Annotated in this window: 13 protein-coding genes; 9 read left to right on the top strand and 4 right to left on the bottom strand. The window is 69.4% G+C overall.

Annotated features, from left to right (window positions below):
- Window positions 1-346: 346 nt before the first annotated feature.
- Both SACAZDRAFT_RS12520 and SACAZDRAFT_RS12515 read right to left on the bottom strand, forming a co-directional pair.
- Window positions 347-1,210, bottom strand: a complete 864-nt coding sequence (locus SACAZDRAFT_RS12520) for a lysozyme (RefSeq protein WP_005442144.1) — start codon at window positions 1,208-1,210, stop codon at window positions 347-349.
- A 208-nt stretch (window positions 1,211-1,418) separates the two neighbouring features.
- On the bottom strand, window positions 1,419-2,030 hold the full coding sequence (locus SACAZDRAFT_RS12515) for a type VII secretion system-associated protein (RefSeq protein ID WP_005442142.1): 612 nt from the start codon (window positions 2,028-2,030) through the stop codon (window positions 1,419-1,421).
- 55 nt (window positions 2,031-2,085) lie between these two features.
- On the opposite strand from SACAZDRAFT_RS12515, the gene SACAZDRAFT_RS12510 reads away from it, so the two are divergent.
- From SACAZDRAFT_RS12510 to arfB, 7 genes are all read left to right on the top strand, one after another.
- On the top strand, window positions 2,086-2,463 hold the full coding sequence (locus SACAZDRAFT_RS12510; protein WP_005442140.1) for a sterol carrier family protein: 378 nt from the start codon (window positions 2,086-2,088) through the stop codon (window positions 2,461-2,463).
- 165 nt (window positions 2,464-2,628) lie between these two features.
- Window positions 2,629-3,492 carry a helix-turn-helix domain-containing protein gene (locus tag SACAZDRAFT_RS12505; protein ID WP_005442139.1) on the top strand — a complete coding sequence of 288 codons (864 nt, stop codon included), beginning with the start codon at window positions 2,629-2,631 and terminating at the stop codon, window positions 3,490-3,492.
- Between the two features lie 194 nt (window positions 3,493-3,686).
- Window positions 3,687-3,992, top strand: coding sequence for a DUF397 domain-containing protein (locus SACAZDRAFT_RS12500; protein ID WP_005442137.1), 306 nt, complete (start codon window positions 3,687-3,689; stop codon window positions 3,990-3,992).
- Window positions 3,976-4,422 (top strand): hypothetical protein, encoded by a 447-nt coding sequence (locus SACAZDRAFT_RS12495; RefSeq protein WP_005442135.1) that lies wholly within the window; start codon window positions 3,976-3,978, stop codon window positions 4,420-4,422. The genes SACAZDRAFT_RS12500 and SACAZDRAFT_RS12495 overlap by 17 nt, the downstream gene beginning before the upstream one ends.
- An 86-nt stretch (window positions 4,423-4,508) precedes the next feature.
- A complete protein-coding gene (gene purF / locus SACAZDRAFT_RS12490) occupies window positions 4,509-6,047 on the top strand; it encodes an amidophosphoribosyltransferase (RefSeq protein WP_005442133.1) in 1,539 nt (512 codons plus the stop codon).
- A gap of 30 nt (window positions 6,048-6,077) precedes the next feature.
- Complete coding sequence (gene purM, locus SACAZDRAFT_RS12485) at window positions 6,078-7,148, top strand: phosphoribosylformylglycinamidine cyclo-ligase (protein ID WP_005442131.1); 1,071 nt, start codon at window positions 6,078-6,080, stop codon at window positions 7,146-7,148.
- 10 nt (window positions 7,149-7,158) lie between these two features.
- Window positions 7,159-7,584 (top strand): alternative ribosome rescue aminoacyl-tRNA hydrolase ArfB, encoded by a 426-nt coding sequence (arfB, locus tag SACAZDRAFT_RS12480; protein WP_005442125.1) that lies wholly within the window; start codon window positions 7,159-7,161, stop codon window positions 7,582-7,584.
- 211 nt (window positions 7,585-7,795) lie between these two features.
- Here the strand turns inward: arfB and SACAZDRAFT_RS12475 are convergent, their stop codons facing one another.
- Both SACAZDRAFT_RS12475 and SACAZDRAFT_RS12470 read right to left on the bottom strand, forming a co-directional pair.
- Window positions 7,796-8,479 carry a response regulator gene (locus SACAZDRAFT_RS12475; RefSeq protein WP_005442123.1) on the bottom strand — a complete coding sequence of 228 codons (684 nt, stop codon included), beginning with the start codon at window positions 8,477-8,479 and terminating at the stop codon, window positions 7,796-7,798.
- A complete protein-coding gene (locus SACAZDRAFT_RS12470) occupies window positions 8,476-10,059 on the bottom strand; it encodes a sensor histidine kinase (protein WP_005442122.1) in 1,584 nt (527 codons plus the stop codon). The genes SACAZDRAFT_RS12475 and SACAZDRAFT_RS12470 overlap by 4 nt, the downstream gene beginning before the upstream one ends.
- 143 nt (window positions 10,060-10,202) lie before the next feature.
- Between SACAZDRAFT_RS12470 and SACAZDRAFT_RS12465 the strand changes: the two genes are divergently transcribed.
- Both SACAZDRAFT_RS12465 and SACAZDRAFT_RS12460 read left to right on the top strand, forming a co-directional pair.
- The gene (locus tag SACAZDRAFT_RS12465; protein ID WP_005442121.1) at window positions 10,203-11,189 is read left to right on the top strand and encodes a Bug family tripartite tricarboxylate transporter substrate binding protein; all 987 of its coding nucleotides are present in this window, start codon (window positions 10,203-10,205) and stop codon (window positions 11,187-11,189) included.
- Window positions 11,186-11,740 carry a tripartite tricarboxylate transporter TctB family protein gene (locus SACAZDRAFT_RS12460; protein ID WP_005442120.1) on the top strand — a complete coding sequence of 185 codons (555 nt, stop codon included), beginning with the start codon at window positions 11,186-11,188 and terminating at the stop codon, window positions 11,738-11,740. The genes SACAZDRAFT_RS12465 and SACAZDRAFT_RS12460 overlap by 4 nt, the downstream gene beginning before the upstream one ends.

The following is an 11,740-nucleotide window of genomic DNA, read 5'->3' as shown; positions in this document are numbered from 1 at the left end:
TGCCTTCCCTCAGCTGCGCTCCCCCGTGAAGCGCGTCGTGGATCTCCCTCAGACGCCGCGGCCCGATCCTTCGGTTCCCCCGGGCGCGCGTCGGTGTGAGCGCATTCTGCCTGCATGCACGTGCCCCGGAGGTGCGGGGGCGTGTCCGGACACACACCGGTGTCACCGGGTGACGAGGCGATGATTCACCGTGACGAGAAGGCGGACAACGCAGCAGTTATGGGACTGTCACGACAGAGGGCTCCCACCGGTGAGACCGAGTGGAAGCCCTCTGCGTGGGACTGTTCAGTTATGTCCACAGTGTCCGACCTTGCCCGGACTTGCCCGAACTCGTCGGGGTGGGACGTCAGCCGTTGGCCAGAGCCTGCAGGCGGTCGTACGCGCCGTTGAACGAGTTCTGGTCGATCGGGCTCGACGTGTACTGCCAGATCGTGTGGTAGCCCCAGTTGTACGGAAGCTCGCCCACCGACGAGGCGTAGCGCGCGACCCACAGCGGCACGGTGCCGGAGAAGTCGCCCGCGGTGCCGACGCACTGGTTCCACCAGCTCGTCGACGTGTAGATGACCGGCCAGCGACCGGTGCGGGAGTAGTAGGTGTCGTGGAAGTCTTTCACCCACGCCGCCATCTGCGCCTTCGACTTGCCGTAGCAGGTGGCGCCGTACGGGTTGTACTCCATGTCCAGCGCCCCGGGCAGCGTCTTGCCGTCACGGGACCAGCCGCCGCCGTTGTCGACGAAGAAGTTCGCCTGGGCGGCGCCGGACGAGACGTCCGGGCGCGCGAAGTGATAGGCGCCGCGAATCATTCCCACGTTGTAGGAACCGTTGTACTGCTGCGCGAAGTAGGGATTCTTGTAACTCGTTCCCTCGGTCGCCTTCACGTACGCGAATCGTTTGCCCTGATTCCACCAGTGCGCCCAGTCGACGTTTCCTTGCCAGCCGCTGACGTCGATACCCGGAACCGTGGCGTAGGCGTCCACGCCATCGGAGTTCAGGCCCTGTGGTTGTAGCGCGCGTTGTTTCGTGAACGAGGTCGAATGGTCGCCCTCGTGTTTCCTGATCTGCGAACCCATGGCGTGATCGACCTGGTCCCGGCCGTTCGCGCTGGAGTCGACGTCGGCCGCCGCGGGGGTCAGTGCGCCGAGCAGGAGCGCACTGACGGACGCGGCGACGGTGGCAGCGGCAATGCGCCACCTTCTCCGTCCGATGCCCATCGGAAGTGTCCTTTCATCAACTATGCCCTCGCTACGAACCGTTCACTCAACGTGTCGGTTCGGCGGTCGATTGTGGGCACAGCGCGCCGGACTTGTCACTAGTTGGCGTGAAGACTTTAGGCCGAGTGGGTAAATATCTTGCCCGATTCCCAACGAAAGGAGGGTTCGTTCACCGTCGAAGGTTCGGGTGAAGGCGCGGATGCCCGCGTCAGAGCAGATGGGTCCGCGCGTACTCGAGCTCGTCCGGGGTGACCACGGCGGTGATCGCATCGTCCGGGTTCAGCGCGAGAGGGCAGCCGCCGAGCAGGTCGATGATGTCCCTGCCCTTGACCTTCCTCGCGTGCGGCCAGTCGCGGGGGGCCAGCGCCTTGGCGGTGTAGGCGGACACGACCACGTCGCCGTCGAGGTCGTGGAACCCGACGAGGGTGCGTTGCGCGGGCGTGTAGGCGTAGACGTACAGGTCCGCGCCGAGCACCGCGGGCGCGAGGTCCTCCTCGGGCCGGTGCCGCGTGTAGATGAGCTGGAGCAGGTACTCGAGCTCACTGCTGGGGTCGGGGAACCCGAGGGCCTGCGGCGAGGGGCGGTACTGGTCGTTGAAGTGGAAGTCGTCCACGATCTCGCCCCGGCCGTCGACGGGATAGGCGCCGACGACCGCCCACGTGGGCACGTTGCCCTTCGGGTCGAAGGCCTCGTCGATGACGTACAGCCAGCTGCCGGGGTTTGCCCGCGCGTTCGTGCGCATCTCGGCCGTGATCTCGGGCTTGCGCACGGCGGCGCTCTGCTCGGGCACGAGGCGGTGTGGGTCGTCGCGCTGGGCCATGTGCTTCCCCAGGTGGTGTCCGTGCCGGCTGTCGCCATCACTTTACTGTGGGAGCATGCCGTCTTCACGCTTGATTGATCCCGGCGAGTTGCGGGCCGCGTGCGAACGCGTGCTGCCGTGGCTCGACGGCGGGCCCGAGCCCGCGAGAGCGGAGCTGGCCCAGGCCGTCCGGTTGAGCCTGCGGACGCTCGCCGCGGTGGCTCCGGGCAGGAGCGTCGAGGTGCGGGTTCCGCCGTTCGCGGCCGTGCAGTGTGTCGCCGGCCCTCGGCACACACGCGGCACGCCGGCGAACGTCGTCGAGACGGACCCCCGCACGTGGCTGGAACTGGCGCTCGGGCGTCTGAAGTGGACCGATGCGGTCGAGACCGGAAAGGTCGCCGCCTCGGGTACGCGCGCCGACGTTTCGGCGTGGCTGCCGATCGTGCGCCTGTAGTCGCACCCTGCGCGAAATCCCGCCGCCCGGTGTCGTCGGGACGGTGCTTGACGCTGTCGGCGCGTGGAGTAGTTTCGGGAAGATCGAGTGCTTTCCTCGGTTACCATTCATCAGCCGCGATCCAGTGCCGGCGCTCACGACGAGGGAAGGAACGGGCAGCGAACGATGGCTGCGGGGGACGGTGTCGGAGCTGAGGCCACCACTCCGACCGCTCGTCGAATGATCGTCGGTGCGCAACTCCGCAGGCTGCGGGAGCTGGCGGACATCAGCCGGTCCGAAGCGGGCTACCACATCAGGGCGTCCGAGTCGAAGATCAGCCGCATGGAGCTGGGGCGGGTCGGGTTCAAGGAACGTGACGTCGCCGACCTGCTGACGCTGTACGGCGTCACCGACGACGGGGAACGCGAAGTCCTGCTCCAGATGGCCCGGGAGGCCAACGAGCCGGGCTGGTGGCAGAAGTTCAACGACTACACGCCCAAGTGGTTCGAGCCTTTCCTCGGGCTCGAACAGGCGGCGTCGCGGATCCAGACGTACGAGCTCCAGTACGTCCCGGGCCTGTTGCAGACCGAGGCCTACGCGCGGGCGGTCATCACGCACGGCCTTCCCGAGGCGGCCGATCCCGCTGCCGAGGCGAGGATCGAGGTGCGCATGCGGCGACAGCGGTTGTTGCTGCGTCCGAACCCGCCCAAGTTGTGGGCCGTGCTCGACGAGTCGGTGATCCGCCGCCCGATCGGTGGTCGCACGGTGCACCGCGCGCAGCTGCAGCACCTGCTCGACGCCACCGCGTTGCCGCACATCATGCCGTACGACCGCAGTGGCTACGCCGCGGAGAGCCCGTTCACGCTGCTGCGCTTCGCCCAGCCGGAACTGCCGAACATCGGCTATGTCGACCACATCGCCGGTGGGATCTACCTGGAGCGGCCGGACGAGATCGAGTTGATCGGGCGTTCGCTCGACCGGCTCGCGGTGGACGCGGAGACGCCGGAACGGTCCCGCCGGCTCATCGCCTCGGTGTTGTCGGAGAGCTGAGTAACCGGCTCTCCTGACGCGCTGACCAGCCCCTGAGGTTGCTCATTATGACGCGCATCACGCTGTGATTATTTTCGTGCGCTTGCTGCTGCACGTGCATTCGCGAGTGCGCGGCGTGGTGCTACTCTTCGCGCACAATCGAATGCACGTGCAGATGCATCCTCCGAAGGTTGTCGGTCGGGAAGGTGAGGATCATGGCGAAGCTAGACGGTCACGGTGCCGTGGGCACCGCGAAGAGCGCGAGCGCTGCGACGGTGACGACGATGGCGACGGCGCAGACCGCGGCGGTCCCCGCGGACGTCCTGGACGTCGCGTGGCGCAAGAGTTCCTACAGCGGCGCCATGGGCAACTGTGTCGAGGTCGCTCGTCTGGCCTCGGGCGACGTCGCCGTCCGCAACTCCCGTGATCCCCGCGGCCCCGCGCTCGTCTACACGCAGGCCGAGATCGCCGCGTTCCTCGCCGGCGCCAAGGAGGGTGAGTTCGATGACCTCGCCGTCTGACGTGGACACCGCCGTGCGGTCCGCTGTCGACACGACTGTGGACCTCGCCGCGGAGCAGGCCGAGGCCGCCGCGGTGGAGGACCTGCTCGGCAGGCTCATCGCGCGCGGGTTCAAGTTCGTGCACCCCAGGGACGCCGAGGGCGAACTCATCGCCATCGTCGGGGTCCGGGTGCACGGGACCGTGGTGGACGTCGTCCGCTTCGACTCGGAGGACGAGGTGTCCGCCATGCGGATGCCGGCCGACGAGGCGGACATCCTCGCGCCGCGCACGCTCCAGTGGCGTCGGGACGGCGACATGCACGAGGTCGTGGACGCGCTGCTCGACCTGCCCGACGTGTCCGAGACGCCGCCGCAGCGCCGGGCCGGCGGGCGTGGCTGCTGGGTCGGCGGCAACCGCGGGCAGTCCGTGTGGTTGCGGGCCAGCGCGTGAGCTCCGCATCACGAGAACGGGTCGCCGGGAGGGCCTTCGGGCCTAGACTGAAGGCGGCCCGTTCTCGTCAGTAGGGAGCCCTCTTCGTGAATCAGGTCCGGACGGATCAGGTGGAGCCGGAGCCTCGTGAGGAATGCGGCGTCTTCGGCGTCTGGGCGCCGGGTGAGGACGTCGCCAAGCTGACGTACTACGGCCTGTACGCGTTGCAGCACCGCGGACAGGAAGCCGCGGGCATCTCCGTGTCGAACGGCAAACAGATCGTCGTCTTCAAGGATCTCGGTCTCGTCAGCCAGGTCTTCGACGAGCAGGTCCTGTCGTCGCTGCAAGGCCACGTCGCCGTCGGGCACTGCCGGTACTCCACGACCGGATCCGGGACGTGGGAGAACGCCCAACCCGTCTTCCGCAACACCAAGGCCGACACGGGCCTGTCGCTCGGCCACAACGGCAACCTGGTGAACACCCACGAGCTGCACGAACGCGCGCAGCGGCTGGGTGTCGTCGAACCCGGCGGCGCGACCACCGACTCCCATCTGCTCTGCGGGCTGCTCGCCCACTCCGCCGCCGACCGCGGCCTCGAAGCCGCCGCTCTGGACCTGTTGCCCGACGTGCGCGGCGCGTTCTGCCTGGTGTTCGCCGACGAGACCACCCTCTACGCCGCCCGCGACCCCCACGGGGTGCGGCCACTCGTGCTCGGCAGGCTCGAACGCGGATGGGTCGTGGCGAGCGAGACCGCGGCCCTCGACATCGTCGGTGCGTCGTTCGTGCGCGAAGTGGAACCCGGCGAGCTCATCGCCATCGACGCCGACGGCCTGCGCTCCAGCCGATTCGCCGGCCCCGAACCCAAGGGCTGCATCTTCGAGTACGTCTACCTGGCCCGCCCCGACACGGTGATCGCGGGCCGGAGCGTGCACGCCACCCGCGTCGACATCGGTCGCAGGCTCGCGGAGGAGCACCCCGCCGACGCCGACCTGGTCATCCCGGTGCCCGAGTCCGGCACTCCCGCCGCGATCGGGTACGCGCAGGGCTCCGGCATCCCGTACGGCTCGGGCCTGGTCAAGAACAACTACGTCGGCCGCACGTTCATCCAGCCGTCGCAGACCATCCGGCAGCTGGGCATCCGGCTGAAGCTGAACCCGCTGCGCGAGGTCATCCGCGGCAAGCGGCTGGTCGTCGTCGACGACTCCATCGTGCGCGGCAACACCCAGCGCGCGCTCGTGCGGATGCTGCGGGAGGCGGGCGCCGTCGAGGTGCACGTCCGCATCGCCTCGCCGCCCGTGCGCTGGCCGTGCTTCTACGGGATCGACTTCGCCTCACGCGCCGAACTCGTCGCCAACGGCGCCGACCTCGACGGCATCCGTCGCCTGATCGGCGCCGACTCGCTCGGGTACGTGTCGTTGGAAAGCCTCGTCGCCGCCTCGGAGCAGCCCGCGTCGCGGCTCTGCGCGGCCTGTTTCGACGGCGAGTACCCGATTCCACTGCCCGACGAGGAACTCATCGGCAAGCACGTGCTCGAAAACCTCGGCGAGGATCACGAACAGCTTTCGGAGGAGTCTCCGGACAAACCGCGTCCGATGCCCACCTCGGCACCGGGGTACGGTGCCGAGGATGCCGTTCGGCGTCCCTAGCCGTTACGAAGTGAGGATGGAGCCGCTTTCGTGAGCGAGTCCGCGCGCGCCACGTATGCCGCCGCCGGTGTCGACATCGACGCAGGCGACAAAGCCGTCGAGCTGCTCAAGCCCCATGCCGCCCGGACGGCGCGGCCCGAGGTGGTGGGCGGTGTCGGTGGTTTCGCCGGGCTGTTCGCGCTGAAGGCGGGCCGGTGGACCGAGCCGCTGCTCGCGTCCTCCACCGACGGCGTCGGCACCAAGATCGCGGTGGCGCAGGCGCTGGACAAGCACGACACCATCGGCATCGACCTCGTCGCGATGGTGGTGGACGACCTCGTGGTGACCGGTGCGGAGCCGCTGTTCCTGCAGGACTACATCGCCGTCGGCAAGGTGGTGCCCGAGAAGATCGAGGCGATCGTCTCGGGTATCGCGGAAGGGTGCGTGCGCGCCGGGTGCGCGCTGCTCGGCGGAGAGACCGCGGAGCACCCGGGCATGATGGGCGAGCACGACTACGACGTGTCCGCCACCGGCGTGGGCGTGGTCGAGGCGTCGGCCGTCCTGCGGCCCGAGCTGGTGCGGCCGGGAGACGTCGTCATCGGACTGGGCTCCTCCGGCCTGCACTCCAACGGGTACTCGCTCGCCCGGCACGTGCTGCTCGACATCGCGCGGATGCCGCTCGAAGGCCACGTCGAGGAGTTCGGTCGGACCCTCGGCGAGGAACTGCTCGAACCCACCCGCATCTACGCGAAGGACTGCCTCGCGTTGGTGGCCGAGGCCGAGGTGCGCACGTTCGCGCACGTCACCGGAGGCGGGCTGCAGGAGAACCTCGCGCGGGTCATGCCGCACGGCGTCGTGGCTCAGCTCGAACGGCACACGTGGACACCCGACCCGGTCTTCGCGGTGATCGCCCAGCGGGGTCGCGTGGAGCGCGACGAGATGGAACGCACGTTCAACATGGGCGTCGGCATGGTGGTCGTCGTGTCGCCCGAGGACGTCGACCGTGCGCTGGCCATGCTCACGGCACGGCACGTGCCCGCCTGGGTGCTGGGCGAGGTGCGGCCCTCGGACGACCCGGACGGTCCTCGCGTGACCCTCACCGGGGATCACCCTCGCTTCTAGTGCGGCCCCGATGAGCGAGAACCTGCGGGTCAACGCCCGGTTCGTGATCGCCGAGAGCGAGTTGTCCGAACGGTTCTCGCGTGCGTCGGGCCCGGGTGGCCAGGGAGTCAACACGACGTCGTCGCGGGTCGAGTTGTCCTTCGACGTCGCGCGGTCGCCGTCGGTGCCCGACGACCTGCGGGCTCGGTTGCTGGCGCGGCTGAGCGGCAAGCTGGTCCAGGGTGTGCTCACCGTCGTGGCGAGCGAGCACCGGGAGCAGCTGGCCAACCGCCGCGCCGCGCGCGAGCGGCTCGTGGCGCTGCTGCGGCAGGCCGCCGCGCCACCGCCGAAGAAGCGCCGTCCCACGAAACCGACGAAGGGCTCGCAGGAACGCCGCCTCGCGAGCAAGAAGCGACGCGCCCAGATCAAGCGCACCCGCCGCTCCTGGGACGACTGACCGACTGACCGACTTACTGACGCCGTGTCCGCAGTCTGCGCACGCGTGTCCGCAGTCTGCGCACGTGTGTTTGCGCTTCCCGTACGCCGAGTCTCGACCCCGGCACCGTGTCCGCGCCCTGCGTACGCATGTCCGCGTCGCACGCTGCGGACACGCGTGCGGGAACTGCGGACACGCGTACGGGAGGCGCGGACACGGTGGTTCTGGGGCGTCAGCTTCGCCAGTGGTATTGACGCTCGGGGCGGCCGGTGTTGCCGTAGCGCAGGCGCACGTCCGCCTGGCCGGTGTCGACGAAGTGCTCCAGGTACCGGCGGGCGCTGGGGCGGGAGAGCCGGGTCTCGTGCGCGCACTCCGTCGCCGACAGTCCCTCCGGGTGGGCGGTCAGCGCGGCCTTCACGAGTTCCGCCGTCTGCGTGGTGAGTCCCTTCGGCAACGGCGCCGTGCCGGGCCGCCGTGTGCCGAACACGTCGTCGACCTCGTGCTGCGCCGCGGCCGGGCGCGCCGAGAGGCGGGCCAGCTTGCGGTGCAGGGAGCCCACCCGGTCGAGCTGGTCGCGCAGAGCCGTGTAGGAGAACGGCTTGATGAGGTAGTGCAGCGCCCCGCCGCGCAGCGAGCTGCGGATGGTCTCGACGTCGCGGGCGGCCGTGATGACGATGACGTCGGTGTCGACAGTCGCCGGTGCGGCGCGGAGTTCCCGCAGGACGGTGAGGCCGTCGATGTCGGGCAGGTAGATGTCGAGCAGGACGAGGTCGGGTTTCTCGTCGCGCACGAGCCGGAGCGCCTCCGCGCCCGAGTGTGCCGTGGCGATCACGGTGAAGCCCGGTGTGCGGTTCACGTACCCGCTGTGCACTTTCGCCACCATGAAGTCGTCGTCGACCACCAGTACCCGGATCACCGTGACACCATCGCCGCCGACGGGGCGTAGGGCAAGACCGCTGTGAACACCGCACCACCGTCGTTGCGCAGTTCGACCCGCCCGCCTCGGCGGCGGCACGCCTGCCGTGTGAGCGCGAGTCCGAGGCCGCGTTGCCCTCCGTGTTCGGCCGCTTTCGTGGTGAAGCCGTGCGCGAACACCTCGGTGGCGATTTCGGGTGCCACGCCGGGCCCGGAGTCGCGCACCACCACCGTCACGGCGTCGTCGTGGTCGCGCACGTCGACCTCGACCCACGCGTCGGGAGCGCCGCGGACGGCGTCGAGGGCGTTGTCGACGAGGTTGCCGACCACGGTCACGAGGTCGGCCGAGAGGCGTTCGTCGGTGTCGCCGAGGCTGCTCTCGTCGGTGAGTCGCAGGCCGGTGCCTTGTTCGGCCGCGAGGCTCGCCTTGGCGATGAGCAGGGCGGCAACGGCGGTGTCGCCGATGCGGGCGCTGACCTGGTCGTGCCACTCCTCGTGTTCTCGGCGCACGAGGTCGACGTACTGGCGCACCTCGTCGTACTCGCCGAGTTCGATGAGTCCGGCGATGGTGTGGAGGCGGTTGGAGAACTCGTGTGCCTGCGCGCGCAGTGTGTCGGTGGTGCGGGAGCTGGTGGCCAGTTCCTCCCGCAGCGTCACGAGTTCGGTGCGGTCGCGCAGGGTCACCACCGCGCCGAGCCGGCGGCCGTCGCGGGACACGGGCATGCGGTTGAGCACCAGCACGTGCCCGGCGCGCAACACGATCTGGTCGGCCCCGTCCGTCTGTCCGGTGAGGACGTCCCGGAGGCGCCCGTTGACGTCGAGGTCGTCCACCGCGACGCCGACGCAGTCGTCGGGCAGTGCGAGGAGCTCCTTGGCGTGGTCGTTGACCAGCGTGATCCGGTGTTGCTGGTCGAGCCCCACGACGCCTTCCTTGATGCCGTGCAGCAAGGCGTCTCGGTGTTCGACGAGTCCGGTGATCTCGCGGGGTTCGAGTCCGAGGGTCTGTCGTTTCACCCGCCACGCGAGCAGCAGCGATCCGGTGACGCCCAGCACGAGCGCCATGCCGAGGAGGGCGAGTGCGTCGGCGGGACGGTTGGTGATGCCCTCGAAGAAGCCGGGTGTGGCCTTGCCCGCGGCGACGATCCCGCTCATCCGGCCGTCCTCGTCCATGACGGGCACGTGGGCCACGAGGGAGTCGTCCACCTCGCCGACCCAGGAGCGGCCGCTCGTCACCGTGCTGTCGCCGATGGGCAGTGCCGTGCGCAGCTGCGAGGGATCGGGCGAGGTGAGCACGGTGCGGTCGGCCTGAGCGATGATCACGAAGTCGGCGCCGGAGAGGCTCCGGGCACTCTCGGCGAAGATCGGCAGCGGGTCGTGGTTCACGGGGTCGGCGAGACTCTCGCCCACGCCGGGGGTGGCGGCCACACTCTCGGCGACGGACAACAGCGACCGTCCCTCGTCCTCGACGAAGTTGTGGTTCGACTGGATCACCGAGTACACGGTGACGCAGCCGAGCAGCGCGAACACGAGTGACAGGTGCCAGCCCAGAAGCTGTCTGGCCAGGGATCCCTTGCTACCCACCGGGCCACTATGACACCGGAAACGGCCGGTCAGCGGGTGACCACAACGACCACAACGAGCGTTACGTGCGCAACCGCGACGGCGTGGGGGCCGCTCGTGCACGATGACGCGCTGACAGAACAGCCCTCACAGTGAGGTGAGAATTGCGCCAACCGAAGACGTGGCTCGCGGTGCTCGGCGCGGCACTGCTTATCCTGCTCGTGCCTCCGCTCGTCTCGACCGGAGGTGACGAGGCGGACTCGCGCATCCGCGGCCTGCGGGTGATGGTGCCGAACACGCCCGGCGGTGGCTACGACATCACGGCCCGCACCGCGGTGAAGGTGCTGGAGGACAACGACCTCAACGGGCCGACCGAGGTGTTCAACCTGCCCGGCGCGGGCGGCACGGTCGCGTTGGGCCGGCTCGTCGGCGAACGCGGCAACGGCCGGCTCGCGATGTCGATGGGGCTCGGCGTGGTCGGGTCGGTGTACACGAACTCGTCGCCGTCGACGCTGCAGGACACGACGCCCATCGCGAAGCTCACCGAGGAAGCCGACATCATCGTGGTCGGCAAGGACTCGCCGTACGAGGACATCCACGACCTGCTGGGCGCGTGGAAGGCCGACCCGAGCGGCATGCCCGTGGGAGGCGGCTCGTCGCCCGGCGGGCCCGACCACCTGGCTCCGATGCTCACGGCCAAGGCCATCGGGCTCGACCCGAGGAAGGTCAACTACGTGCCGTTCGACGGCGGCGGCGAGCTGATGGCGTCGGTGCTCGGCGGAAAGATCGCGTTCGGGGTGTCGGGGGTCGGTGAGACCCGCGACCAGATCGAGGCGGGTGAGCTGAGGGCGCTGGCGGTGACGAGCCCGGAGCGAGTGCCCGGCATCGACGCCCCCACGCTGCAGGAGTCCGGGGTGGACGTCAGTTTCACGAACTGGCGCGGCGTCGTGGCGCCCCCGGGACTGTCCGATACCGACCGGCAGAAGCTGGTCGACCTGTTCACCGCGATGCACGGAACGGACCAGTGGCGGGAGGCGCTGCGGGTCAACGGCTGGAGCGACGCGTTCTCCACCGGCGAGGAGTTCGCCGAGTTCCTCGCGGACGAGAACGAGCGCGTCGCCTCGGTGCTGAAGGAGTTGGGGCTGGCATGAGTGCACCTGCCGTGAACACCACCGACGACTCCGGTGACGAGTCGGGCGAGCGGTCACCGCGCCGTTGGTGGCAGGGCCGGGGCGAGCTGGGGCTGTGTGCCTTCCTGTTCGCGCTCGGTGTGCTGGTGATCGTCGATGCGATGAGCCTGCCCACCGACTTCACGCAGCGCGGTCCGCTGGGCCCGAAGGCGGTGCCCGTCGTGGTGGGCAGCCTGCTGCTGCTGGTCTCCGCGCTCCTGGCGAGGGACGTGCTCCGCGGTGGTCGCGGTGAGGCCGAAGGCGGCGAGGACATCGACTTGTCGACACCGCCCGACCGCAGGACGGTGCTCATCCTCTCCGGCGCGTTCCTCGCCAACGCCGCACTGATCGACGTGGTCGGGTTCCCGCTGTCGTCGGCGCTCATGTTCTGGGGCACCGCCTACGCGCTGGGCAGTCGCAACACGGTGCGCGATCCGTTGATCGCCGCGGTGCTGTCGGTGACGACGTGGTTCGTGTTCAACGAGCTGCTGGGCGTGTCCCTGCCCGGTGGCCCCCTGATGGAGGTGCTGTAG

Origin of the sequence: Saccharomonospora azurea NA-128, from assembly GCF_000231055.2 — a bacterium.
GTDB classification, from domain to species: domain Bacteria; phylum Actinomycetota; class Actinomycetes; order Mycobacteriales; family Pseudonocardiaceae; genus Saccharomonospora; species Saccharomonospora azurea.
Note: the sequence above shows the minus strand (reverse complement) of the source record. Positions and strands in the feature narration are given on the sequence as shown.